Source organism: Brevundimonas sp. NIBR10, from assembly GCF_027912515.1.
Classification (GTDB): domain Bacteria; phylum Pseudomonadota; class Alphaproteobacteria; order Caulobacterales; family Caulobacteraceae; genus Brevundimonas.
Genome location: NZ_CP115464.1, coordinates 3,672,109 through 3,696,739 on the forward strand (window position 1 = coordinate 3,672,109; position 24,631 = coordinate 3,696,739).

Annotated in this window: 26 protein-coding genes; 13 read left to right on the top strand and 13 right to left on the bottom strand. The window is 66.8% G+C overall.

All coding sequences use genetic code 11. The annotated features are described in order from the left end of the window. Positions 1–75: 75 nt before the first annotated feature. Positions 76–1,170 carry a redox-regulated ATPase YchF gene (gene ychF / locus O5K39_RS17985; protein ID WP_271144971.1) on the top strand — a complete coding sequence of 365 codons (1,095 nt, stop codon included), beginning with the start codon at positions 76–78 and terminating at the stop codon, positions 1,168–1,170. Between the two features lie 125 nt (positions 1,171–1,295). Beyond that, positions 1,296–2,804, top strand: a complete 1,509-nt coding sequence (locus tag O5K39_RS17990) for a hypothetical protein (RefSeq protein ID WP_271144972.1) — start codon at positions 1,296–1,298, stop codon at positions 2,802–2,804. Between the two features lie 11 nt (positions 2,805–2,815). Here the strand turns inward: O5K39_RS17990 and O5K39_RS17995 are convergent, their stop codons facing one another. The 7 genes from O5K39_RS17995 to petA all read right to left on the bottom strand — a co-directional run bounded on the left by O5K39_RS17995 (position 2,816) and on the right by petA (position 10,230). Then, positions 2,816–3,301 (bottom strand): hypothetical protein, encoded by a 486-nt coding sequence (locus O5K39_RS17995; protein ID WP_271144973.1) that lies wholly within the window; start codon positions 3,299–3,301, stop codon positions 2,816–2,818. A gap of 50 nt (positions 3,302–3,351) precedes the next feature. Then, complete coding sequence (locus O5K39_RS18000) at positions 3,352–4,950, bottom strand: M28 family peptidase (protein WP_271144974.1); 1,599 nt, start codon at positions 4,948–4,950, stop codon at positions 3,352–3,354. A 72-nt stretch (positions 4,951–5,022) separates the two neighbouring features. Next, the gene (locus O5K39_RS18005; RefSeq protein ID WP_271144975.1) at positions 5,023–6,690 is read right to left on the bottom strand and encodes a M28 family metallopeptidase; all 1,668 of its coding nucleotides are present in this window, start codon (positions 6,688–6,690) and stop codon (positions 5,023–5,025) included. Positions 6,691–6,760: 70 nt separating this feature from the next. Next, entirely contained in the window at positions 6,761–7,345 is a 585-nt protein-coding gene (locus O5K39_RS18010; RefSeq protein ID WP_271144976.1) for a DUF1579 domain-containing protein, read from the bottom strand. A 121-nt stretch (positions 7,346–7,466) separates the two neighbouring features. Then, positions 7,467–8,327: a cytochrome c1 gene (locus O5K39_RS18015; protein WP_271147187.1), complete on the bottom strand. Its 861-nt coding sequence runs from the start codon at positions 8,325–8,327 to the stop codon at positions 7,467–7,469. Between the two features lie 5 nt (positions 8,328–8,332). Then, the gene (locus tag O5K39_RS18020) at positions 8,333–9,661 is read right to left on the bottom strand and encodes a cytochrome b N-terminal domain-containing protein (protein ID WP_271144977.1); all 1,329 of its coding nucleotides are present in this window, start codon (positions 9,659–9,661) and stop codon (positions 8,333–8,335) included. A gap of 11 nt (positions 9,662–9,672) precedes the next feature. Continuing rightward, entirely contained in the window at positions 9,673–10,230 is a 558-nt protein-coding gene (gene petA / locus O5K39_RS18025; protein ID WP_271144978.1) for a ubiquinol-cytochrome c reductase iron-sulfur subunit, read from the bottom strand. 195 nt (positions 10,231–10,425) lie between these two features. Here petA and O5K39_RS18030 point away from each other — a divergent pair, with 195 nt between their 5' ends. After that, complete coding sequence (locus O5K39_RS18030) at positions 10,426–10,866, top strand: tRNA (cytidine(34)-2'-O)-methyltransferase (protein WP_271144979.1); 441 nt, start codon at positions 10,426–10,428, stop codon at positions 10,864–10,866. Between the two features lie 26 nt (positions 10,867–10,892). On the opposite strand, the gene O5K39_RS18035 is transcribed toward O5K39_RS18030, so the two are convergent. After that, positions 10,893–12,155 carry a dipeptidase gene (locus O5K39_RS18035; RefSeq protein ID WP_271144980.1) on the bottom strand — a complete coding sequence of 421 codons (1,263 nt, stop codon included), beginning with the start codon at positions 12,153–12,155 and terminating at the stop codon, positions 10,893–10,895. A 167-nt stretch (positions 12,156–12,322) separates the two neighbouring features. Between O5K39_RS18035 and O5K39_RS18040 the strand changes: the two genes are divergently transcribed. Both O5K39_RS18040 and O5K39_RS18045 read left to right on the top strand, forming a co-directional pair. Next, on the top strand, positions 12,323–13,495 hold the full coding sequence (locus O5K39_RS18040) for a GNAT family N-acetyltransferase (RefSeq protein WP_271144981.1): 1,173 nt from the start codon (positions 12,323–12,325) through the stop codon (positions 13,493–13,495). 11 nt (positions 13,496–13,506) lie between these two features. Then, a complete protein-coding gene (locus O5K39_RS18045) occupies positions 13,507–14,409 on the top strand; it encodes a transcriptional regulator (protein ID WP_271144982.1) in 903 nt (300 codons plus the stop codon). 5 nt (positions 14,410–14,414) lie between these two features. On the opposite strand, the gene O5K39_RS18050 is transcribed toward O5K39_RS18045, so the two are convergent. From O5K39_RS18050 to O5K39_RS18060, 3 genes are all read right to left on the bottom strand, one after another. Beyond that, complete coding sequence (locus tag O5K39_RS18050) at positions 14,415–15,206, bottom strand: lysophospholipid acyltransferase family protein (protein WP_271144983.1); 792 nt, start codon at positions 15,204–15,206, stop codon at positions 14,415–14,417. A gap of 87 nt (positions 15,207–15,293) precedes the next feature. Beyond that, positions 15,294–16,349 carry a diguanylate cyclase gene (locus tag O5K39_RS18055; RefSeq protein WP_271144984.1) on the bottom strand — a complete coding sequence of 352 codons (1,056 nt, stop codon included), beginning with the start codon at positions 16,347–16,349 and terminating at the stop codon, positions 15,294–15,296. A gap of 102 nt (positions 16,350–16,451) precedes the next feature. Beyond that, complete coding sequence (locus O5K39_RS18060) at positions 16,452–18,053, bottom strand: DEAD/DEAH box helicase (protein ID WP_271144985.1); 1,602 nt, start codon at positions 18,051–18,053, stop codon at positions 16,452–16,454. Positions 18,054–18,284: 231 nt separating this feature from the next. On the opposite strand from O5K39_RS18060, the gene O5K39_RS18065 reads away from it, so the two are divergent. From O5K39_RS18065 to arsC, 4 genes are all read left to right on the top strand, one after another. After that, positions 18,285–18,641, top strand: coding sequence for a hypothetical protein (locus O5K39_RS18065; protein ID WP_271144986.1), 357 nt, complete (start codon positions 18,285–18,287; stop codon positions 18,639–18,641). A 310-nt stretch (positions 18,642–18,951) separates the two neighbouring features. After that, positions 18,952–19,311 carry a helix-turn-helix transcriptional regulator gene (locus tag O5K39_RS18070; RefSeq protein WP_348637118.1) on the top strand — a complete coding sequence of 120 codons (360 nt, stop codon included), beginning with the start codon at positions 18,952–18,954 and terminating at the stop codon, positions 19,309–19,311. Continuing rightward, a complete protein-coding gene (arsB, locus tag O5K39_RS18075) occupies positions 19,311–20,363 on the top strand; it encodes an ACR3 family arsenite efflux transporter (protein ID WP_271144988.1) in 1,053 nt (350 codons plus the stop codon). Before O5K39_RS18070 ends, arsB begins: the two co-directional genes overlap by 1 nt. Continuing rightward, positions 20,360–20,758, top strand: a complete 399-nt coding sequence (arsC, locus tag O5K39_RS18080; RefSeq protein WP_271144989.1) for an arsenate reductase (glutaredoxin) — start codon at positions 20,360–20,362, stop codon at positions 20,756–20,758. The genes arsB and arsC overlap by 4 nt, the downstream gene beginning before the upstream one ends. A 3-nt stretch (positions 20,759–20,761) precedes the next feature. Here arsC and O5K39_RS18085 read toward each other — a convergent pair whose 3' ends face one another. Both O5K39_RS18085 and O5K39_RS18090 read right to left on the bottom strand, forming a co-directional pair. Then, positions 20,762–21,013, bottom strand: a complete 252-nt coding sequence (locus O5K39_RS18085; RefSeq protein ID WP_271144990.1) for a DUF2164 domain-containing protein — start codon at positions 21,011–21,013, stop codon at positions 20,762–20,764. Between the two features lie 100 nt (positions 21,014–21,113). Further along, positions 21,114–23,015, bottom strand: coding sequence for an ABC-F family ATP-binding cassette domain-containing protein (locus tag O5K39_RS18090; RefSeq protein WP_271144991.1), 1,902 nt, complete (start codon positions 23,013–23,015; stop codon positions 21,114–21,116). Between the two features lie 47 nt (positions 23,016–23,062). On the opposite strand from O5K39_RS18090, the gene O5K39_RS18095 reads away from it, so the two are divergent. The 4 genes from O5K39_RS18095 (at position 23,063) to O5K39_RS18110 (ending at position 24,607) form a co-directional block, all read left to right on the top strand. After that, the gene (locus O5K39_RS18095) at positions 23,063–23,350 is read left to right on the top strand and encodes a type II toxin-antitoxin system prevent-host-death family antitoxin (protein WP_271144992.1); all 288 of its coding nucleotides are present in this window, start codon (positions 23,063–23,065) and stop codon (positions 23,348–23,350) included. After that, positions 23,343–23,777, top strand: a complete 435-nt coding sequence (locus tag O5K39_RS18100) for a type II toxin-antitoxin system VapC family toxin (protein ID WP_271144993.1) — start codon at positions 23,343–23,345, stop codon at positions 23,775–23,777. The genes O5K39_RS18095 and O5K39_RS18100 overlap by 8 nt, the downstream gene beginning before the upstream one ends. 75 nt (positions 23,778–23,852) lie before the next feature. Beyond that, complete coding sequence (ndk, locus tag O5K39_RS18105) at positions 23,853–24,272, top strand: nucleoside-diphosphate kinase (protein ID WP_271144994.1); 420 nt, start codon at positions 23,853–23,855, stop codon at positions 24,270–24,272. A gap of 125 nt (positions 24,273–24,397) precedes the next feature. Continuing rightward, on the top strand, positions 24,398–24,607 hold the full coding sequence (locus tag O5K39_RS18110) for a glycine zipper 2TM domain-containing protein (protein WP_271144995.1): 210 nt from the start codon (positions 24,398–24,400) through the stop codon (positions 24,605–24,607). Positions 24,608–24,631: the final 24 nt, after the last annotated feature.

Sequence of the window (24,631 nt, forward strand, 5' to 3'; positions counted from 1 at the left end):
CGAACCGTCTAAAGCCTCGCGCCTTCACGAGGCCCGCCGCGTCGCTCAACGACACGGTCACTCTCCAGGAATACCATGGCTCTGAAAGTCGCGATCGTCGGCCTGCCCAACGTCGGCAAGTCCACCCTGTTCAACGCCCTGACCAAGACGGCGGCGGCCCAGGCGGCCAACTATCCGTTCTGCACCATCGAGCCCAACACCGGCGACGTGGCGGTGCCCGAGCCGCGGCTGGACGTGCTGGCAGAGATCGCGGGATCCAAGGAGATCATCCCCTCGCGCATCACCTTCGTCGATATCGCCGGCCTGGTGCGCGGTGCGTCCAAGGGTGAGGGGCTCGGCAACCAGTTCCTGGCCAATATCCGCGACTGCGACGCCGTGGCCTTCGTCGCGCGCTGCTTCGTCGATGACGACATCACCCATGTCGAGAACCGGATCGACCCGATCTCGGACCTGGAGATCATCGAGACCGAACTGATGCTGGCCGATCTGGAAAGTCTCGAAAAGCGGGTCACCAACGTCGAGAAGAAGGCCAAGGGCGGCGACAAGGAGGCCCAGACGACGCTGCGCCTGATCAATATGGCGCTCGAGCCGCTGCGCGCCGGCAAGCCCGCGCGCGTGGTCCAGGTGTCCAAGGAGGACGAGAAGGCCTGGCACATGCTCCAGCTGCTGACCTCCCTGCCCGCCCTTTATGTATCCAACGTCGACGAGGGCTCGGCCGACAAGGGCAATGAGCTGTCCGACCTGGTCGCCAAGCGCGCCGCGCAGGACAACGCGAACTCGGTCGTCATCTCGGCCAAGATCGATTCCGAACTGGCCGTTCTCGATGCCGAGGAACAGGCCGAGTTCCTGGAGAGCCTGGGTCTTGCCGAGCCGGGTCTGAACCGGCTGATCCGCGAGGCCTATTCGCTGCTGGGCCTGCAGTCCTATTTCACGGTCGGCCCCAAGGAAGCCCGCGCCTGGACCATCCACGTCGGCGACACCGCGCCCCAGGCGGCCGGGGTCATCCACACCGACTTTGAAAAGGGCTTCATCCGCGCCGAAACCGTCGCCTACGAGGACTATGTCGCCTTCAAGGGCGAGGCCAAGGCCCGCGAGGCCGGCAAGCTGCGCGCCGAAGGCAAGGCCTATGTCGTCAAGGACGGCGACGTGATGAACTTCCTGTTCAACTAGGCGGAGCGGTGATGCGATCTTTGAAGGCAGCGGTCTTCGCGGGTGTGCTGGCAGCGACGGCCTCGGTGTGCCCGGGACCGATCGGGGCAGTCGCCGCACAAGAGGTAAGCCCTCCCGACGGTGCGGTGCCCGCGCTTCCGACCCTCGGCCGCGAACGCATCACACTGGAAATCCTGGGGCTGGAACCCGCCGGAGAGCCGGTCGTCAGCGGGATCACCGAAAAGGGTGATCCGATCCTGAGCGCGCCTTTCCGGCTGCGCGAAGAGGGCCGGCTCGCCGCCGACATCGCCACACAGAGCTATCGGATGGCCGCTGGCGTTTCCGTCGTCCACCGCGAGTTCAAGCCACAGGGTACTGACGCCTCAGAGGCGATCCAAGCGTGGTGCGGCCCCGGCGAGACCCGCACCATGTTCGGCTGGAGTGGCGGCAGCACGGTCTGCATGGTCCACACGGCGGACGGGAAGGCCAATCTCGGCGCGCCGCAGCTGAGCTTTGGGCCCTGGTGGATGTCGACCAATGTCGCCTTCATCTCGCCTGACGCTCGGGCCGAGCGCGTCGCGGTCGAGCCCGCCCAAACGCCATCCACCTTCAACCTGATCTTCGTCTACGAGCGCTTGCGGCCCGAGGGCGTCGCCCTTCATGCGGCGATCGAGGGCCCCGGCTTGAGCGCGGACGCCCGACCTTACCGTTACGATATGGCGCGTCGCGTCCTGCCTGTGGTCAATGGTGTCGCCGAACTGACCTATGACGGATTGAAGGTGAGCCTGACGCCCGAACGGCGCGGCGACGTCGTCGTGGCGACATCGGAACGGGTCGCGCCGTCGTTCGACATCGCAGCGCTCAGGGCAAGGATCGCGGCGACGAACCGGCCGTCCTCCGGGACACCGGACGGCTCGCCCGAGGATAGGGCGACGGCCGAGATTGAGGCCGTGGAGCCGACACCCTTCGTCATCGGCGGGATCAGACTGGACCCCACCGCCCTGACCGTCGGCCAGGGCGTGCTGGAGCGCGGCGGAATCGCCGTATCGGGCCAGGCCACCTATGCGGTGACGACGCGACTTCAGAATCCCGTCAACCTCAGGGCCACCTTCGTCAACGACACGGCTCCGGCCGGGCTGATCCTTCATCGGGTAGAGTTCGCGGACCGCTCGCCTCTAGGGTCGCGAACGATGACGCGCATCTGGTGCGGGCCGATCGCCAAGCCGACGCTGTTCAGCGGCAACGAGCGGATCACCATGTGCCTGCGCCGTGGGATGTTTGGCAGTTGGGAGGCCTTCTGGCCCGCGACCGGCCGACCCTGGCTCGGCACCACACGGCAACTCGGTGTCGTCGGAACCCTGGAGGCGACGGGCTTTTCGCCCGAGCCTTCTCCGACGTCCCTGCTGGAGCCGCTGAGCGTCCGGGCCGAGATTCAGCGGGTCACTGACGACGCCGTGACCCTGCGCCTGTTTGCCCGACGCGAAGACGAAGACGCCCTCATCCTGACCGTCACGCCGAAGTTCGAGAACGGCGTCGCGGTCCTGCCCCTGTGGACCCATCGCCTGGCGTTGACCCGATCGGACAATGGCGTGACGGCGGCACTTTCGGCGGACGGCGACGGCCAGGGGCCGACCGATGATGGCGTCTATCCCTAGCCGGAAATCGTCTACGCTGGCGGCGGAGCGACCTGGGCCACCTCGCCCAGGGTCGTGCATTTGTGCAGTTTGACGGTGGTGTCACCGCGATCCAGCCAGGTCAAGGCGAGGATATCGCCGACGACGGTCATCTGGACCCGTTCATTGCGGGTCTGGCCTTCGGACCGGCACTGCAGGGCGGCCCGATAGCCGCTGGCCGTCTCGTCGATCGAGGCGATGTGGCAGCTGTTCTCGTAGCTCTCGAAGCGGACGGGCGTGATCTCGATCGGGCGGCGCTCGCCCTGGGGTGCCGCGCACCAGGCCACGTCGGCGGCCCAGCGGCCGACGAAGCTGGCCGGACCGGTGCCCGGTGGGCGGGTGTCGGACGAGCCTGTGGCCTTGGGCGCGATACGGTCTTCGTCACGCAGGGGCGCGGCGGGTTCCGTCGGCGGATTGACCTCGGCCCGCCCACAGGCGGCCAATGTCAGGATGGCGGTAAACAGCAGAAGATGACGCATCCAGCGGTAACGCTTGTGACTGGCCCTTGTTCAAAGAGCCCGCCAAAGGCCTACTGCCGCGCGGCGTCGCTTTCCTTGCGCAGGGCGGCAAACTCCGAGCCCGGCTTCCACTGCGGCCAGTCGGTCTCGTTTGCGACCTCCTGACCCAGCCGGTAGAGCAGGGTCAGGTTCTGGATGGCGGCGGTGAAGTCGTAGTCGGCGCGCCATTCATCATCGAGCTTGTGGTAATACTGGGCCATCTGGGCCTGGTAGTAGGGCCGGCCGACAGCCTCGCCCCCCTCGACGAAATCCACGCCGGTCCAGGGCATCAGGGCCGGCACCCCGCCGACCGCGAAGTTGAAGTGGTCCGAGCGGTAATAGAACCCCTGTTCGGGCTCGCCGTCCCCGACCACCCCGCCGTCACGTCCGGCCGCAGCCGCCAGACGGGCCAGATCGTCCTCCAGCATGGACTTGCCGATGCCGAACAGGGCGATCGAGCGGGTCGCGGGCGTGAAGGGCAGCATGTCGATGTTGATGTCGGCGGCCGTCTTCTCCAGCGGATAGACAGGATGAGCGGCGTACCATTCCGAGCCCAGCAGGCCCTGCTCCTCGGCCGTCACATGCAGGAAGACGACGGTGCGTTCAGGCGGCGGGCCGGCCTTGAAGGCGCGCGCCATCTCCAGCACGCCCGAGGTGCCCGAAGCGTTGTCCCAGGCCCCGTTGAAGATGCGGTCGCCGTTGGCGTCCGGATCGGCGGCCGTGCCGACGTGATCCCAGTGGGCGGAATAGACCAGGACCTCATCCGGACGTTCGGAACCGGGAATTTTGGCCAGCAGGTTGTTGGAATGGATGACCTCGGCGGTCTCGGCGATGTCGAGGCTGATCGTGATGCCGCTGTCGTGGGCCTTGAAGGCACCGCCCTGTTTGGCCATGGCGACCAGGGCCTCCATGTCTCCGCCCTGCTCGACCGCCATAGGGCCGGCGATATCCATGGTCATGACGCCCTGGAAGGCGGTCTCATTGGCTCCCACCAGGGTCATGCGCGGACGGTTGCCGCCACGCATCCCCCGCCCGCCGGTTACGGGATAGAGGGTGATGATCCCGACAGCGCCACGCTTGAGCGCCTCATTGGTCTTGTGGGTGCCCGAGCCGTAGAAGTTCGGATCGGCACCGAAGGCCTCGGGCTGGCCGCCCAGGACCACGACCAGCTTGCCGGTCAGGTCGATGTCGCCATAGTCGTCCCAGTTGCGCTCGGGAGCCACGACGCCATAGCCGGCGAAAACCATGGGAACGTTGTCGAGCTTGACCAGGCCGTCACCGGCCCCGGCCCGCAGGGCCATGCCCGTCTCGATGGTGTGGGCGACGCCCTCGCGACCGGTCCAAGTAACGACCGGCGGGCGGGTGGGAGTCAGGCGCAGAAGTTCGACGGGTTGCAGCCATTGACCGTTCGGCCCGCCGGGTTCCAGCCCCATGGCCTCATACTGGGCCTGGAGATAGTCCAAGGTCATCTTCTCGCCAACCTTGCCCGGGAACCGTCCCTCCAGACTGTCGTCGGCCAGGTATTTGATGTGGTCGGACAGACGTTCGGCCGAGAAGTCCTGGGCGGTGGCGGGCAAGGCCGCGAACAGCAGCGCCGAGGCGGCGACGCCGCAGAGGATACGACCGAACATCATGGAGCTCCGAATGACTGGCCGTCACAATAGGCGGAGCGCGGACGCCCCGCCCATTACGTTTTTGTCACCTTATTTGCGCTGATCGGCGGAAGCCGCGCGGGCGGGGCCGAACTCGGACGCGGGCTTCCACTGGGGCCAGTCACGGCTGTCGGCCAGGGCGCGGCCGATGGAGTAGTAGACCGACAGATCCTCGATCTGGCCGCCATAGTCCCAGTCGGCGGACCATTCGTCGTCGGCCTGATGATAGCGCTTGTTGGTGTATTCGTCGCGAGAGGCGATCCGGGCGGCGATCGGTTCGTCGCGGAAGTCGCCGCCGCTCTCGGCATAGGCCATGGGCACGCCCTGCTTGGCCAGGGGGAAGTGATCGGAGCGGAAATAGTAGCCGGCCTGGGTGTTGCCGTCGGGCTCGATCACCCGGCCCTGGGCGGCGGCGGCGGCCGTGATCCGCTCGTCGAAGTCCGACTGACCCGCGCCGATCACGCTCATCGCCGTGGTCCGGCCATAGACATTGGCCGAGTCCATGTTGAATCCGCCGACCGTGGTCGCCAGCGGATACAGCGGATTGGCCGCATAGTATTCCGAGCCCAGCAGGCCGCTTTCCTCGGCGGTGAAGCTGAGCATCACGATCGAACGCTGGGTGCGTGGGGCAGCGGCATAGACCCGTGCCAGCTCCAGCAGGCCCGCCGTGCCCGAGGCGTTGTCGACCGCGCCGTTGAAGATGGCGTCGCCGTTGGCATCAGGCTGGCCGATGCCGATGTGGTCCCAGTGGGCGGTGTAGAGGAGGGTCTCGTCCGGATGGGTGGTCCCCTCCAGCCGGGCGACGACATTGTGGCTCTGGATCGACGTCTGATCCAGGTCGAACATCCCGCTGAAGGCGGCACCGGGCAGCTCGACCGGCTGGAAGTCACGGCTGCGGGCCTGGCGTTTCAGGACCGCGAAATCCAGTCCGGCGTGCTGGAACAGCTGGACCGCGACGTCGCGCTGGATCCAGGCTTCCATCGGGACGCGGGCAGCGGACGGATCGGCGCGCTCGATGTCGAACTGGGGTTGGGTCCAGGAGTTGCGGACAGTGGCCCAGCCGTAGGACGCCGGGGCATCCTCATGCACGATCAGGACGCCCGCCGCGCCCTGACGCGCCGCCTCTTCGTATTTGTAGGTCCAGCGGCCGTAGTAGGTCATGGCCTTGCCGTTGAAGGTGTCGAGCGACGCGTCCTCGAAATCGGCGTCGTTGATGAGCACCACCAGGATCTTGCCCTTCAGGTCCATGCCCTTGAAGTCATTCCAGTTCCGCTCCGGCGCGGTGATGCCGTAGCCGACGAAGACCAGGGGCGCGTTCGTCATCATCACGTGGCCGGACGGGTTCGGCAGCCGCGTCGACGCGACGATCTGTTCGCCCTGAACCAGCGGCAGTTCCCAGTCGCCGACCTTTAGCCCGGCTTGGAGGTTGGACACCGCGAACCGGTTCAGGGTCACGCCTTGCGTCCACAGGCGCGTGCCGTCGGGCTGGAGGTCGCCGCCGGGCTGAAAGCCCGCCGCTGCATACTGTTCGCTCAGATATTTGACCGTCTTCGCTTCCGCCGGGGTGGCGATGCCGCGCCCCTCGTAGCTGTCGTCGGACAGGATGCGGATGTGTTCCGACAGACGCGCAGGATCGAAGCCGGGGTCGCTCTGGGCGAACGCTATCGACGACAGGGCGGTGGCGGTCAGGAGGGCGGCGAACGACAGGGACAGACGCATGGAAACTCCACTCAGGCGGGGGTGGAGCAACCCTAGTGCCCGAGCGAGGTCCCGTCACCCTTGCCGTCGATCAGGGCGTCGGAGAGACCGGATCGCCCGCCGGCCAGGCCGTGTCGCCGATCCGACGGAGCCTCAGTTCGATGAAGCGGCGCGGTGGCTGGCCCTCCGCGACATAGTCCCCGACCTCATGCCATTCGCCGTCCTTGATCGTGGCGACATACATCACCCTGGCGTTGGGTCCGGCGGGGGTTTCCCACTTGAAACCGTCCTCGGTGACTTCGAACGGATAGTCGCCGGAATAGCCGTTGGCGTAGGAATGGAAATTGTAGCGGCTGGTGCGCGGGTCCCAGGCGATAGTGGCCATGGCGTTGAACTGGGTCGAGCCGTCAGCCGCATAGCCCCGGCCCTCGATCACCCGGATCGATCCGCCCAGCATCGGCCCGACGCGTTCGGTCTGGGTCAGGGTCACGGCACCGCCAGGCCCGGACGTGACCGCCGTGCCGCGCCACTCCCCGTCCATGAAGGCCAGTCTGGCGAGGGCTTCGCGCTGGGCCGCGGTGCCCGCAGGCTGCTGGGTCTGGGCGCTGGCGACGCCTGAGCCGAGAGCCAGGGACGCGATGACGGCAAAGGCGAGATGACGAACCGACGACTTCATGATGGAGCCTCCTCCTGATCTGGCTTTGTAATATAAAGTTCTTTCTCAAGATGGCAAGAGGCAAGAAAAAACCCGCCGGAGCGAACTCGGCGGGCTGATCCTTATCGGTGTCGCGGGACAGCTAGTGGGCGATGCCCTTCCAGATGCGGCGGTAGCTGGCGTAGGTGATGCCCGCGAACAGCAGCAGGAAGGCCAGCACGCCGAAACCGGCCTGCTTGCGTTCAACGGCATGGGGCTCGGAGGCCCAGGCGATGAAGGCGGAGACGTCCTTGGCCATCTGGTCCTTCGAGGCGACGGTGCCGTCGTCGTAGGTGACCAGACCGTCGGAGGCCAGCGGATTGGGCATGGCGATGAAGCCGCCGGGCGGCACATGGGCACCCTCGGGCATGAACGGCGTCAGGTCGCCGGCCATATAGGCGTTGTAGTGCTGGGTCGGCGTCATCTTCAGCTCCGCCGGCGGCGCATCGTAGCCCGTCAGCAGGGAGTAGATGTAGTTCGCGCCACCGTGACGAGCCTTGGCCATGACCGACAGGTCGGGCGGATTGGCACCACCGTTGGCGGCGGCACCGGCCGTCGCATTCGGATAGGGGGCCGGAAACTTGTCCGCCGCGATACCGGGACGCATCATCGATTCACCGGTCTCGGTGTCGATTGCGGCAACCTGGGCCTCGGCCGCGATGGCCTTGACGAAGCGGTTGGCGGCCGGGTTTTCGGCGTGCTCGTCGTAGAACGGCCCGCCCGGGATGCCCAGGTCGCGGAAGTGCAGCAGGTTCATCGAGTGACAGGCCGCACAGACCTCGCGATAGACCTTGTAGCCGCGCTGCAGCTGGCCTTGATCGAAGGTGCCGAACGGACCCTCGAAAGAGAAGCCGGGCTTCTTCAGTTCATGAGCGCCGCCCTCGGCCATGGCCGGGGCCGCAGCGAAAGTCAGGCCGCCGACGGCCGCGACCAGGGCGATGGTTTTACGGATAGAAAGCGTCATCACGCTCAGCCCTTCTTTTCGGCTTGGGCGGGAACGAGGCCGGACACCGTCGCCGGATGCGACAGCACCGGTTCCGAGATCGAGGCCGGGATCGGCAACGGCGTCTCCTTCAGTCCCACCAGTGGCAGGATGATGAAGAAGAAGGCGAAGTAGTAGGCGGTGAACAGGCGCGTCAGCCACAGATAGGAGTTTAGGTCGCCGTCGATCAGGGTGAAGGTCTTGAACGATCCGATCACCGGGGCGTCGGGCAGTTGCCCCCCGCACCAGCCCAGACCCAGGCCGACGAAGACGAAGATGAAGAAGAAGGCGCGCATGGTCGGGCGATAACGCATCGAGCGCACCCGCGACGTGTCCAGCCAGGGCAGGATGAACAGGACGCCGATCGAGCCGAACATGGCCACCACGCCGCCGAACTTGTCGGGGATGGCGCGCAGGATCGCGTAGAAGGGCAGCATGTACCATTCGGGCACGATGTGCGCGGGCGTCTGGAGCGGGTTGGCCGGGATGTAGTTGTCGGCGTGACCCAGGGCGTCCGGCATAAAGAAGACGAAGGTCGAGAACAGGATGAGGAACAGCAGGACCGCGAACCCGTCCTTGACCGTGTAGTACGGGTGGAAGGGGATCATGTCCTTGGCCTGGCGATCCTTGGGGATCAGGATCCCGACCGGGTTGTTCTGGCCCGAGGTGTGCAGCGCCCACAGGTGCAGCACGACCACGCCGAAGATCACGAACGGCAGCAGATAGTGCAGCGAGAAGAAGCGGTTCAGCGTGGCGTTGTCGATGGCGGGACCACCGCGCAGCCAGATCAGGATCGGCTCGCCGATCAGCGGGATCGCACCGATCAGATTGGTGATCACCTCGGCACCCCAGTAGGACATCTGGCCCCACGGCAGGACGTAGCCCAGGAAGGCGGTGGCGATCATCAGGAAGAAGATCACGCAGCCCAGGATCCAGATCATCTCCCGCGGCGCCTTGTAACTGCCGTAGTAGAGGCCACGCAGCATGTGCAGATAGACCGCGATGAAGAACATCGAGGCCCCGTTGGCGTGGACGAAGCGGATCAGCCAGCCGCCGTTGACGTCGCGCATGATGCGCTCGACCGAAGCGAAGGCCAGTTCGGTGTTGGGCGTATAGTGCATGGCCAGCACGATGCCCGTGGCGATCTGAATCACCAGGCACAGCGTCAGGATGCCGCCGAAGGTGTACCAGTAGTTCAGGTTCTTGGGCGTCGGCAGCGACAGATAGTCAGCGCCGAAACGCACGATCGGAAGACGCGTGTCGAGCCACTTCTCGATGCCGGACTTGGGGACGTAGGTGGACGGATGTTCGCTCATCGGTGCTGCTTTCAGCCGATCTTGATCGTGGAGCCGGCCGTGAACTCATAGTCGGGAACGACCAGGTTCTTGGGCGCGGGGCCTTTGCGGATACGTCCGGCGGCATCGTAGTGCGAGCCATGGCAGGGGCAGAACCAGCCGCCGAAGTCACCGGTGCCGAATGTCGGGATACAGCCCAGGTGGGTGCAGGACCCGATCACGACCAGCATGGGCTCGTGGCCCGGCTTGGTGCGCTCGGCGTCGGTCTGGGGTTCCTTCAGGTCGCCGGCGTTGTCGTCGGCCTTGACCCTGGCGATCTCGGCGGCGGTGCGGTTGCGCACGAACACCGGCTTGCCCTGCCAGGTGATGACGACCTGCTGGCCCTCGGCGACCTTGGAGGTGTCGAACTCGATCGTCGACAGCGCCAGGGTGTCGGCGGCGGGGTTCATCTGATTCACCAGCGGCCAGACCGCCATGACACCCGCGCCGGCGGCCATGGCCCCGGCAGCGATGTGGATGAAGTCGCGGCGGGTGGCGTCATCGCCATCCGGCCCATGCGCGCCGTCTGTAGTTACGACCGGTTCGGCCACGTCTCACCTCTAAAGTCCCGGCCTCGACCCCTGGGAGCGGGGCCGTCGTCCGGTTGCGATCCTGATAGCGGAACCTGATCCGACTTGGGCGGCCCGGCTTTGCGGCTCATCGCCGCAAGGCGCTGTCGTTTCTTGCGAAACAGTCGCATTTCGGGTCGCGACAAGCCCCCGGGCCGCGCGTATGAGGGCCTTAGAATGCGTCTCGCCCTTTTTCAACCGGACATCCCGCAGAATGTCGGCGCCTGTATCCGGCTGACCGCCTGTTTCGGCGTGGAACTGCACGTCATCGAGCCCGTGGGCTTCGATTTCGGCGACCGCAGCCTGAAGCGCGCGGCCCTCGACTACGGCCCCCTGGGCCATATGACGCGGCATCCGGACTGGGACGCGTTCCAGCGCGATCGGGGTCCGGGCCGGCTGGTGCTGTTCACGACCAAGGGGGCCGAGAGCCTCGACGGGTTCACGTTTCGGCCCGACGATACCCTGCTGTTCGGACGCGAGACGGCCGGCGTGCCCGACACGGTCCACGCCGCCGCCGACGCCCGCGTCTTCATCCCGATTCGCCCCGAGACGCGGTCTCTGAATCTGTCGGTCAGTGCCGGGATCGGCCTGTGGGAGGGGTTGAGGCAGGTGGGCTGATCACCTCTCTCCCGGAGGGAGAGGGGTCAGAGAGGCGTGTTCACCGCCATCCCCGGCCGCTCGCCGGCCTTCGACGCCGCGACCGCCTCCACCGCCCGCATCACGCGCAGCATGTTCTCGCCTGCGATCTTGCGGATATCCGCCTCGGTCCAGCCGGCCTGCATCAGGGCGGCGAGGATGGCAGGGTAGGCGTCGACGCCGGTGATTCCCTCGGGCAGGGCGTCGATGCCGTCGAAGTCTCCGCCCAGGCCGACGTGGTCGATGCCGGCGACGTCCCGCACATGCTGGATGTGGGCCAGAAGGTCGGACACGGCGGCGCGCGGAATCGGATGCGCCTGCGTCCAGCCCGCCAGCCCGGCGGTGACGGCATCGGGGGCACCGGGGTTCATGGCCTTCAGCCGCGCATCCTCGGCGGCGCGGTCGGCGCTCCAGGCGCGGACGGTCTCGTTGATGAAGCCGGGCACGAAGGTGACCATGACGATGCCGCCGTCCTCGGGCATCAACCGCAGCACAATGTCGGGCACATTGCGAGGATGACCCGTCACAGCCCGCGCCGAAGAGTGGGAGAAGATCACCGGGGCGTCGGACACCCGCAGGGCGTCCAGCATGGTCTCCTCCGACACGTGCGACAGGTCGACCATCATCCCCAGCCGGTTCATCTCCCTGACCACCGCCTCGCCGAAGGGATTGAGTCCGCCCCATTTCGGCGCGTCGGTGGCGCTGTCGGCCCACGTCGTGGTCTTCGAGTGGGTCAGGGTCATGTAGCGGGCCCCGGCCTCATGGAATTGGCGCAGCAGGCCGAGCGAATCGTCGATCGAATAGCCGCCCTCCATCCCCATCAGGCTGGCGATCTTTCCGGCGCGGTGGATGCGGACGATGTCGTCGGCGGTGGTGGCCAGCTCGAAGGCGTCGGGATGGGCCGCGACGATGCGGCGCACGGTGTCGATCTGCTCGAAGGTCTCACGCGCGGCCTCCGTAGGGGGAAGGGCCGCGGGCACATAGACGGACCAGAGCTGGGCCCCGACGCCGCCGGTACGCAGGCGCGGGATGTCGGTGTGCAGTCCCGTCGCCGTCAGGTCCGTGGCCAGATCGACCGCATAGGGGTCGTTGCCGTGCTCCTGTCGCAGGGACCAGGGCAGATCGTTGTGGCCGTCGATCAGGGGGGTGGTTCGCAGGATCGCCCGCACCCTCGCCTCCCCTGCAGCATTGGATTGCGCCGTATCGGTCTGCGCCTGGGCGGTCGACACGACGGCCAGGGACACGGCGGCGACAAGCAGGGATCGGATCATGAGGGGGCTCTCCAGTGCGATGGCGATAGTGACGTCGGCGTCGGAGGCGTCAACGCCGACGGTCCGTAAGACCCCGTTCACCATGCCGCTAAACCGCGCTGAAACGGGGCGTGGCGCAGGGTGGCGGCTGCGATCGTCACGTGCGGCGATCGACACGGGAGACGTGCATGTCGGGTTCGCTCAAGGTCGAGATCATCAAGGCGGACGAACTGACGTCCGCCGACATCGATCTGTGGCGCGCCATGGTGGAGGGCAATCCCGATCTGGCCAGCCCCTATTTCCGTCCCGAGTTCACCCAAGTCGCCGGTGCCATCAGCCCCCAGGCGGCGGTGGCGGTGTTCCAGAGGGCCGGCAGCGTCGTCGGCTTTTTCCCGCACCAGCGGCGGGGCGGCACGATCCAGCCGCTGGCCGCGCCGATGAACGACTATCACGGCGTCATCGCCCATGCCTGTCAGACACCGTCGCTGGAGCAGGTGGCGGTCCTGCTGGACGCGCCGCGCCTGCGGGTCGGGGCCTGGGTCGGCCCGGCGGTTCAGGGCGAGGATCGCGAGACCCTGATGGTCTCCATGCCGGAGGCAGGCTACGGCGACTGGTACGCCGAACGCCGCCAGACCTGGGCCAAATACTACAAGGACAAGGAACGGGCGCGGCGCAGTCTGGCGAGCGAACTGGGCGAGGCGCGAGTCGAGCGGAACCTGCGCGATCCGGCCCTGCTGGACCAGCTGATCAGCCTGAAGCGTGACCAGTACCGACGTACGGGACGCCACGACATCTTCGACTGCGGCTGGACCGCCGACCTGCTGCACGGCCTGCTCCAGACGCACGGCGAGGACGACTTCGGGGCCTCGATGGCGGCGATGTGGGCGGGCGGAAAGCTGGTGGCGGTCGAGTATTCGCTGCACGCGGGCGACCGCTATCACTTCTGGTTCCCGGTCTATGAGCCCAGCCTGGCGCGCTGTTCGCCGGGCATCCTGCTGAGCATGGACACCATGCGGCTGGCCTCGGACGCCGGGTACCGGGTGTTCGACTTCGGCTTCGGGGGCGAGGGCTACAAGAAATATTTCTGCGACCGCAGCCAGACGGTGCGCGAGGCCCTGGTCATGCGGCCGGGCCTGGCGACAGGCCTGAGCAACGCCGCCGTCGGCATCCTGAACACGGCGGGCAAGTCGCGGGGCGACAGGCTGCGCACCTCGATGCGTCGCCGCTGGGCCGCGATCGAGGCCTGCGAGACCACGCCGGTCAGCCGCTTCCGCGGAGCCCTGGGCGCGGCCCAGGTGGCCCTGAACAAGGGGGCCGAACGCACCGCCGAACGTCTGGCCGAACCCCGGGTCACGGGCTGAGAGACACGACCATGAAACGCACCCGCTATCCCGGCCCGATCACCGAGGCGAAGAAACATCCGCACAGCCTGGTCGAGCAGGGCTTCGCCACCGACGAGGCCCTGGCGGAAATCCTGCATCGCTATCCGGCCGAGCATATCGACATCAACCTGTACGACTATGACGACGAGGGTCAGGTTTCGATGCGCACCGGCACGCGCGGCGGCCTGCCGGGCGACAAGCTGCTGGAAGCCATCCAGGCGGGGCGGTTGTGGGTCAATCTGAGGAAGGCCGAGGTGGGGTGTCCCGAGCTGTGGGCGGCCTCGATGGTCGAGTTCGAGAAGATCCAGGCCACCTACCCGGGGATGCGGGCCGTGACCAATGCCGGTCAGCTGATCGTCTCGTCGCCGGTGGCCAGGGTGCCCTATCATTTCGACGCGGCGGGCGTGGTCCTGTTCCACCTGCGGGGTCGCAAGCGGATCTACGTCTATCCTGGGGACGAGCGGCACCTGCCCGAACACAATATGGAACAGGTCGTGGCGCGCCAGACGACCGAGGAACTGCCCTATACGCTGGCGTTCGAGCCGGACGCCCAGGTCATGGATCTGGAGCCCGGCGAGGCCCTGACCTGGCCGCTGTATGCACCGCACCGGGTGGATAATCTCGACAGGTTCTGCGTCTCGCTGTCGATGGAATACCAGACCTGGTCGTCGCGGATGAGGAACGGTGCCCTCTATACCAACGCCGTGATCCGCAGCAGGGGCGGACGTCCGCGCCTGACCGACCGGATGGCCCCGCCCGAACTGGCCGCGCGCTGGGCCGCGTCCCTGGCCTTGCGTCGGGTCGGCGGGCTGAAGAGCAAGATCGCCGACATCGAGCGCGACTTCGAGCCCGAGGTCGGGGCCGAGGACGGGGTGCGGGTCCTGCGGGCTTAGGGCCGTCAGGCCGGCGTGGCGTCGGCCTGTTTCGCCGCCCGCGCCGCCTCATCGGGGGCCAGGACGCGGATGGCGGGCGTGACCGGGTTGCCGGTCGCCTCGGCGATCAGTTCGGCCGTGCGGGTCTCGATGACGCCCTCGAGACGCGCCAGGAACTCGTCCTTGGGCAGGCCGGTGGGGATGGGATCGAGGAACTCCAGCGTCGCCGTGCCGGGGTGCTTCTCGTACTTCTCCTCGGGCCAGAACAGGCCGAGGTTGGTGGCCAGCGGGACCACCGTCATGTCGAAGTCGCGGTACATGTGCCAGACGCCCGAACGGTAGCGGTACTTCTCGCCAACCTTCGCCAGATGACCCTCGGGATAGATCAGGATCTTGCGGCCCTCGCGATGGGCGTCGAGGCCCCGGTGCTTGAGCGAATCCCGCGCCTCGCGCCCGCCGCAGCTGTTGACGACGATGGCCCCCAGCTTCCTGAGGACCGTGCCCAGCAGGGGGAACTTCTCCAGATGGTCGCCGGTGACGAAGGCCAGGTCCTGGAACCGGTCATAGGTAGCGAAGCCGTCGCCCCAGCTCTGGTGTTTGGAGGCAATGATGAAGGCCCCCGTCGGCAGCCGGTCCTCGCCCCGGTACTCGATGCGGATGCCGGCGAAGATGCGCATGGCCTGCACCATCCGCTTCACATAGCGGCGGATGATCCATGCGGTCGCTCCCCGCCCTGGGGCCAGGGCCGCGAAGGCGGCGGCCGAGGCATAGCCGATCGACAGGATCCAGTAGGCGACGTTGAAGGCGAAGGTGCGCATCGGGTCTTCTAACGCGTCCATCGTATCAGTTGAATCACCAACTTCCGCTCATCCCGGCGACCCGAAGGGCGGGGGTGGAGGGGCTCGTCAGGCGGCCTTTTCGAGGTGTTCGCCGTTGGTGACCATGTTCCGGCCGCCGCGCTTGGAGGCGTAGAGGGCCTCGTCGGCGCGGTCGAGGAGCGATGATCCGCTCTCGCCGGGGTGGCGGGTGGCCAGGCCTGCAGAGATGGTCACGGCACCCAGTTCGTCGTTGGTGGAGCGGCGGCGCAGGGCGCGCGAGCCGATCTCCTCGCGGATGGCGTTCAGGGCGGACTCGACGGTCGCCGAGCTTTCGCCCGGACAGATCACCGCAAACTCCTCGCCCCCGTAGCGGGCGGCGATGCGGGGAGCCTTGGAGACCCGGCCGATGACGCTGGCCACATAGCGCAGCACCTGGTCGCCGGTCTGGTGACCCCAGGTGTCGTTGAACCGCTTGAAGTGGTCGATATCGAGGACGGCCAGGGTGAAGGGCTTCTTGGTCTTGTCGGACTCGACACAGGCGGCCAGCAGGGCCTCGTCGAAGGATTTGCGGTTGCCCAGATTGGTCAGGGCGTCGGTCATGGCGTCGCGGCGGACCTGTTCCAGGTGTTCGCGCAGGCGAGCGACCTCCTTGGTCGACGTCTCCAGACGGGTCTCCAGCGTCCGGTTCTCGCGCTGGACGCGGGTGGTGGCGTCGGTCAGGCCGGTGACCAGCCGCTTAAGGTCGGCCGGGTCGCCCGCCGCCTCGATGCTGGCCGAGGCCTCGGTCAGGGTCTCGCCATAGTCGGCCTGGGACTGGCGGGCCTTGGCCAGGGCGGCGGAGACGCTGGACAGTTCGCGGTTCAGCACGGCGCCGGCGTCGCGGATCTCTTCGGACAGGCGGCCGCGCGGCAGGTATTCGGCGGCCAGCATCTCGGCCGTGCCTTCGGTGAAGCTGTCGGCGGCCCCCAGCAGCCGGGTCATCTCGCGGCCCAGCGGCCCTTCCGGATCACCGAGATAATGGATCCAGAGTTCGAAATTCAGAGGGGTCGGCCAGACGCCAGCGCTCTCCATCTCGGCCAGCGCGTTGCGAGCGAGATTGAAGGCTTCGGGCCCCCTGAGTGCGGCTTCGACCTGCGTCGTCATAGAACGTCCCCGGCGTGCTTCTCACGCTCGTCGGGCAGACTATCCGGCGATCCGTAACACCGGGTTAAACGAGGCCGAAATGCACGGTCGCGTACACAGGCCTCAGCCCTTGATCAGGACCGGCCGGCGCAGGAAGGCAGGGACGTCGGCACCGAAGCCCCTGCCCTCACGCGCCGGTTCCAGCTCACGTTCCGGCTTGCCGCCGGGACGACGGTCGGACTGACGCAGCTGGGGTTCCTGGGAGTCGCGGGCGGGTTTGGCGGCGACAGGCTCGGGGGCGGCCTCGACGGCGGCAGGCACCGCGACGGCTTCGACGGCCTGGGCCGGTTCGGTGGCGCGGGGCTTGCGGCTGCGGCTCCGGGTGCGGCGCTCGGCGGGTTCGGCCTGGGGCGCAGGCCCGGCGGCGGCGGTAGCGGCGACGGGCGCTTCGACGACGGCAGCGGTCTCGACGATGTCGCTAGCCTCGGCAGCCGGAGCCGTCTCGGTGCGGCGCGAGCGGCCGCGGGCGGGGCGTTCGGCGCGGGCCTCGGTCGCGGCCTCGGGACGCGCGCGACGGGTGACGCCATCGACCAGATCGAGGTCCAGCTTGAGCTCGATCGGGTCCATCTTGATGAGCTTGAGCACCTTATCCAGCGACTTGTCGTCGCCGGGGGTCACGATCATGAAGGTCTGACCCAGCTTGCCCGCGCGGCCGGTGCGGCCGATGCGGTGGACGTAGTCGTCGGCGTGGTGCGAGACGTCGTAGTTGAAGACGTGGCTGACGTCGGGGATATCCAGCCCGCGCGCGGCGACGTCGGAGGCTACCAGCAGCTTCAGCTCACCCGAGCGGAAGGCCGCCAGGGTCTTGGTGCGCAGCGACTGGTCCAGGTCGCCATGGATCGGGGCGGCGTCGAACCCGTGCTGTTTCAGCGACTTGGCGACGACGTCGACCTCGGACTTGCGATTGCAGAAGACGATGCCGTTGCGAACATCGTCGCGGCCGATCAGCGCCCGCAAGGCGGCGCGCTTGGTCTTGGGGTCCGAGTTGGGGACGCGGACCAGATACTGGGTGATGGTGTCGGCCGTCTGGGCCGGTCGCGAGGCCTCGATCCGGGTCGGATCCTTGAGGAAGGCCTGGGTCAGACGGGTGATCTCGGGCGGCATGGTCGCCGAGAAGAACAGGGTCTGGCGCTTGGGCGGGGTCAGTTTGAAGATGCGTTCGATGTCGGGGATGAAGCCCATGTCGAGCATCCGGTCGGCCTCGTCGACGACCATCAGTTCGACGCCGGTCAGCAGCATCTTTCCGCGTTCGAAAAGGTCCAGCAGGCGGCCCGGCGTGGCGATCAGCACGTCCACGCCCTTGTTCAGGGCCGCGACCTGGTCGCCCATCGAGACGCCGCCGATCAGCAGCACCCAGCTCAGTTTGGTGCCCTTGGCGTATTTCTCGAACGACATGGCGACCTGGTCGGCCAGTTCGCGGGTGGGGGCCAGCACCAGGGCGCGGGGCATGCGGGCCCGGGCGCGGCCCTTGGACAGGCGCTCGATCAGGGGAAGGGTGAAGGCGGCGGTCTTGCCTGTGCCGGTCTGGGCGATGCCGAGGACGTCGCGGCCGGCGAGGGCCACGGGAATGGCCTGGGCCTGGATCGGGGTGGCGGTGGTATAGCCGGTATCGATGACGGCTTGCAGGGTCGTGGGCGAGAGGCCCAGTGCGGAAAATTCGGTCATGTATCCTTGAGGACGGTGGGGCGCACCCATCGGGAGTGCGTGTTGCGATGATTGCGGAACCGCCCCTCGATGGGCGAGCGGGCGGCGCGAATTCGCCAGACCTGTCCCGAAACGTGGCCCGCATATAGATGCCCCTACGCCAGAGTCAAGTATTGGGGCCGTTCAGGCCCGACTTGGCATTTCGTTAATATTCGTTAAGACTTCGCACCGTCAGGAGCGAAGGGGTTGATTGTGAAGCGTTTTATCTGGGTACTGACGGTTCTCGGCTGTCTGGTGAGCGCTCCGGCCTGGGCCGGGATGAACGACGCCTTCAACAACACCGTGATCTCGCGCTATCCTGACGGCGGCTGGGTCAAGCACTGGTTCAACCGCGACGGCACCTATGCGGCCGAGTTCTCTGACGGGCGGCGCATCCGGGCGACCTGGCAGGTCGAGGGCGACCGCATCTGCCTGAACGGCATCCGCCCGTCCTTCATGATGATCTCCCGCTTCTGTTCGCCTCTGATCGAGGCGGACCTGGGCCAGACCTGGACATCGCGCGATCCGCTGGGGCGGCGCGTGCAGAACGTGCTGGCCCCGGGGCGGTAGTCGCGGGAGTCCGGACTCATTTTTGGAGTCCGAAGAGTCCGTTGAGTCCGGACTCAATTTTAGAGTCCGAAGAGTCCGAAGAGTCCGGACCCTCGACGAGCCGGACCGACCGTCCGTGATGTCAAAGACCGTTCTGGCCACAGTCTACCACAGACCGGAAGGGCGCCAGGTCGAAGGGCGCGAGAACGCACCAATCCCTTGTGCTGCAAGAGATTGGTGTGTCGAAGTTCGCAACTTCGACCACGATCGGTGCTCAGTTCGACCGCAACTTTCGCGCACTCCATATTTCGTCTATTCGTGAAGCATGGAAATGAAGCATGGCATCGAGGCCCTGGCGGCGCTCGCGCACGAGGGACGGCTGGCGATCTTTCGGGCGCTGGTGCGGGCCGGACCTGAAGGGCTGGCGGCGGGCCGGCTGGGCGAGGCGGTCGGGATGATGGGCAGCACCCTGTCCAACAATCTGGCCGTGCTGACGCGGGCGGGCCTGACGACGTCCAGCCGCGAGGGTCGGTCGATCATCTATGCCGCCGACTTCGGTCGGATGACCGACCTGATCGCCTTTCTGGTCGAGGACTGCTGCGAAGGCTCGCCCGACGTCTGTTCGCCGCTGGGCGTGGTGCTGGACAGGGTGAGCTGCTGTCCGCCGCAAGGCGCGGGGGCGCGGAACTGATGTCGGTCTTCGAACGGTATCTGACCGTCTGGGTCATGCTTTGCATCGTGGTGGGAGTCGGCCTGGGGGCCCTGGCGCCCGATGCCTTCGCGGCCCTGGGTCGGATGGAGGTCGCGTCGGTCAACCTGCCGGTCGCAATCCTCGTCTGGCTGATGATCATTCCCATGCTTTTGCGGGTCGATTTCACCGCTTTGCGCGAGGTCGGTCAGCACTGGCGCGGCATCGGCGTCACCCTGTTCATCAACTGGGCGGTGAAGCCGTTCTCGATGGCGCTGCTGGCCTGGCTGTTCCTGGCGGTCCTGTTCCGCCCTCTCCTGCCCGCCGACGAGATCGAGAGCTATGTCGCTGGCCTGATCCTGCTGGCCGCCGCGCCCTGTACCGCCATGGTGTTCGTCTGGAGCAATCTGACGCGAGGCAGTGCCAACTTCACCCTGTCCCAGGTGGCGCTCAACGATGCCATCATGATCGTGGCCTTCGCGCCGATCGTCGGGCTGTTGCTGGGGTTGTCGGCCATCGTCGTGCCGTGGTCGACGCTGGGCCTGTCGGTGCTGCTCTATATCGTCGTGCCCGTGGTGATCGCCCAGGGCCTGAGGGCCATCCTGTTGCAGACCGAAGGCGGGCTGGAGCGGGCGTTGAAGGGGCTTCAGCCGCTGTCGCTGGTGGCCCTCCTGGCGACGCTGATTCTGCTGTTCGGGTTCCAGGGCGAAAAGCTGCTGGCCCAGCCCCTGGTCATCGCCCTGCTGGCCGTGCCGATCCTGATCCAGGTCTATTTCAACGCCGGGCTGGCCTATCTGCTCAACCGGGCGACGGGCGAGCAGCATTGCGTGGCGGGGCCCTCGGCCCTGATCGGCGCGAGCAATTTCTTCGAACTGTCGGTGGCGGCGGCGATCAGCCTGTTCGGCATCGGATCGGGGGCCGCCCTGGCAACCGTGGTCGGGGTGCTGGTCGAGGTGCCGGTGATGCTGACCGTGGTCGCCATCGTGAACCGGTCAAAGGGTTGGTACGAGGCCGGCGCGGCGGTGCGGCGGGTCCATAACGGAGCGATACGATGACGGTGACGATCTATCACAACCCCGACTGCGGGACGTCGCGCAACACCCTGGCCATGATCCGGGCGTCCGGGGATGAGCCGGTCGTTGTGGAGTATCTGAAGGTCGGCTGGACGCCGGAGCTCCTACGCTCGCTGGCGGACCGCGCGAGAGAGCCGCTGCGCGCCTGCATCCGCGACAAGGGAACACCGACGGCGGACCTGGGCCTGCGCGACGAAGGGGTCAGCGACGACGCGATTCTGGAGGCGATGGTGGCCCACCCCGTAATCGTCAACCGGCCCATCGTGGCGACGGCCAAGGGGGTCAGGCTGTGTCGTCCGTCGGAACAGGTGTTCGACCTGCTCGACAATCCGGTACGGGGTTTCACCAAGGAAGACGGCGAACGCGTCCAGGCGTAGGCGTCAGCGCCCGCCCGGCTTCTGCTCCAGGCCATAGATGGCCTCGACCGTCTCCTCGGCCTTGGCGGCGATCAGGGTCTGGGCGTCGTAGAGGCCGCGGTTGTAGAAGGCGGGTCCCAGGTCGCGGGCGATGAAGGCGATCAGCATCTCGGCCGGCAGGACGCCGAGATCGGTCTCGAGCTCGTCGGCGAAATAGGCCTGGAGGCGACGGACCATGTCGCGCAGTTCTTCTTTCGAGAAGGCGATGGGTTTCATGAGGGGCTCCGCAGGCTGATCGTTGAGAGCGTGTCGCCCCCTCCATCACGGCGCAAGAGGCGCCGCGCCACCTCCCCATGCTGCGCACGGGGAGGAGAAGTCAGCTGACCTCGGCCAAGGCTTCCTCGGCGGCGATCCAGGCCTGTTCGGCGGCGTCGAGGTCGGACTGGGTCTTGGCGCGGGCGCGGGTCAGGCCTTCGAGGGCCTTGGGGTTCGAGAAGGCGGCGTTGGCCATGTCGTCGTCGATGCGGGCGATCTCTGCGGTCAGCTGGGCCATCCGCTCCTCGGCTTTCTTTACGCCGTGACGCAGGGTGGATGGTGACGGGCCCGACTTCTTGTCGTACTTCTTGCCCTTGTTGTTCTGCCCCCCACCCCCTTGAGAGGGCGCGGCGGCGGTCTCTTCCTTCTTGATCTGGCTGGGCTTGGCCGAGGCGGCCTTGGCGCGGTCGAGGACGAATTTGGCGTAGTCGTCCATGTCGCCGTCATAGGGTTTGACCGTGCCGTCCGCGGCGAGCCACAGCCGGTCGGCGACCATCTCCATCAACGACCGGTCGTGGGTGATCAGGATGACGGCGCCGGAATAGTCGTTCAGCGCATCCAGCAGGGCCCGGCGGCTGTCGATGTCCAGGTGGTTGGTCGGTTCGTCGAGGATCAGGACGTGGGGCGCGTCCATGGCCACCATGTTCAGCAACAGGCGCGCGCGCTCGCCGCCGGACAGGCTGTCGACCGTGGTTTCCTGCTTCTCGTAGCCGAGACCGAACTGGGCCAGTTTGGAACGCCGGGCGGCTTCGGACCCGTCGGGCATGGCGCGGCGGATGATCTCCAGCGGGGTGTCGGTGGGGTCCATGGCCTCGATCTGGTGCTGGTGGAACCAGCCGACGCGCATCTTCTTGTCGCGATGCAGTTCGCCTTCGGAGACCTTGAGGGCCCCGGCGATCATCTTGGCGAAGGTCGACTTGCCGGCGCCGTTGACGCCCAGCAGGCCGATGCGGTCGTCCAGGTCCATGCGAAGGTTCAGATTGCGCAGGATCGGCTTGCCGGTGTCATAGCCGACGTTGGCCCGCTCCAGCCGGATCAGCGGCGGCGCCAGCGGGCGCGGCGGGGACGGCAGGGTGAAGGGGGCGACGCGTTCCTCGATCGTCGTCGAGACCGGCTGCATCTTGGCCAGACGCTTCATGCGCGACTGGGCCTGGGCGGCCTTTGAGGCCTTGGCCTTGAAGCGGTCGACAAAGGCCTGGAGGTGGGCGCGTTCGGCGTCCTGCTTGGCCTTGGCCGACAGCTGCAGGCGTGCCTTCTCGGCGCGGGCCTGTTCAAACTGGTCGTAGTTGCCCGTGTAGAGGGTCAGATTGTGGTTCGCGAGGTGCAGGATGTGGGTGCAGACCTCGTTCAGCATCTCGCGGTCGTGGGAGATGATCAGGGCGGTGTGCGGGTATTTCTTCAGCCGCGCTTCCAGCCACAGGGCCCCTTCCAGATCGAGATAGTTGGTCGGTTCGTCGAGCAGCAGCATGTCCGGCTCGGCGAACAGGGCGGCGGCCAGGGCGACGCGCATCCGCCAGCCGCCCGAGAACTCCGACATCGGCCGCTGCTGGTTCTCCTGATCGAAGCCGAGGCCGACGAGGATTTCGGAGGCGCGCGCGGGCGCGGCGTCGGCGTCGATCTCGATCAGGCGCGACCAGATCTCGCCCATCTCCTCGGGCTCGGCGGTTTCGAGACGGCCCAGCAGGGTGTGACGCTCGACGTCGGCCTCGAGGATGGTGTCCAGCACGCTGACGGGGGTCGCCGGGTGTTCCTGATCGACCGAGCCGATGCGGGCGGTCTTGGGCAGGCTGATCTCGTCGCCGCCGGCCTGAAGCTCGCCCAGGATCAGTTTGAACAGGGTGGACTTGCCGATGCCGTTGCGGCCCACCAGCCCGACCTTGGAGCCCGGCGGCAGGCTGACGGAGGCGTCCACAAGGAATTTGCGGCCCCAGGCGTTGAACGTCAGGTCGGTGATCTGGAGCATGGGAGGGGTACTTGACGTCTGAAGTGGTCAGTTCAATATGACCGGTCATGACACATGACCAGATCACGGGCGAGGTCGTCATAACGGCCACGGAGTTCAAGGCCAAGTGCCTTGACCTGATCGATCGCGTCCAATCCGGCGCTCTGCGCAAGGTGACGATCACCAAAAGAGGCAAGGACGCCGCCGTCGTCCGGCAGCCCGAATATTCGCCCGCCTTCGATCTTCGCAAGCTTCATGCGTCGATGAAGGGCAGGATGATCGCGCCGTCTGGCTTCGACTTCACCGCTCCGATGGACATCGGGCCACTCGATGCGGAGCAGGGGATCATTGACTGATATCGACGTATCGGTCCTGCTCGATACCAATGCGCTGATCTATCTGGCGAACGACATGCCATTTCGAGATGAGGCGATGCAGGCCCTGGCCAGCAGTGCCAATCAGCGACGCCTTTTCGTCTCACCGGTATCCGCGTGGGAAGTGGGCAACATCAGCAGGCCGTCCAACCGGCGACGAAGCATCGACTTCCTGCCGGATGCGACCATCTGGTTTCGCGACGTAATGACGGGGCTCGATGCCAGGCTAACCCCCCTGACGGTCGAGATCGGCATTGCTGCCGCCTACTTGCCGGATGGCTTGAACGCCGATCCGGCAGATCGCCTGCTCACGGCGACGGCGCGAGCGATAGGGGCGACCCTGATCACCAGAGATCGCGACATTCTGGCTTACGCAGCGCTCGGCCACGTCCGCGCGATCGCGTGCTGATCTCTGCGGGTTGGAAAGCGCGGGGCCCGCGTCTATAAGCCCGCACCTTCCCATTCCAGAACAAGAAGTCTTCCCATGACCGAACGCACCTTCTCGATCATCAAGCCCGATGCGACCCGTCGCAACCTGACCGGCGCGATCAACGCCGTGATCGAACATGCCGGACTGCGCATCGTCGGCCAGCGCCGCATCAAGCTGACCGAGGCCCAGGCCAAGAAATTCTACGAAGTCCACGCCGAACGCCCCTTCTACGGTGAGTTGGTCAGCCAGATGATCGCCGAGCCGGTCGTGGTCCAGGTGCTGGAAGCCGAAGGCGCGGTCGCCAAGTATCGCGAAGTCATGGGCGCGACGAACCCCAAGGACGCCGCCGACGGCACGATCCGCAAGCTGTTCGCCCTGTCGATCGGCGAGAACTCGGTCCATGGTTCGGATAGCGACGAGAACGCCGCGATCGAGATCGCCCAGTTCTTCACGGACGCCGACATCGTCGGCTGATCACGTTCCGGATCGCGCCGCGACGGTGCGATAGCCGACATTCACGGCCCGTCCCCGGAACCGGGGGCGGGCCGTTTCGTTGGGTCTGTACGCTTTCCTCCCCGAGCGAAACTGGAGATTCGACCATGAAGACGATCCTCAAGATGGCCCCGCTCGTCGGCGCCGTGGCCCTGCTGGCCGCCTGCGGCACGACCATGGAACAGCGCGCCGCGACCGGCGCGATCGGCGGTGCCGTCGCCGGTCAGGTGATCGGTGGCGACACGAAGTCGACCGTCGTCGGCGGCGTGGCCGGCGCGGCTGTTGGCGCAGCAACCACTCCGCGTCGCCCGAACTAGCAGCGGTCACGTCGAGAAAGACAA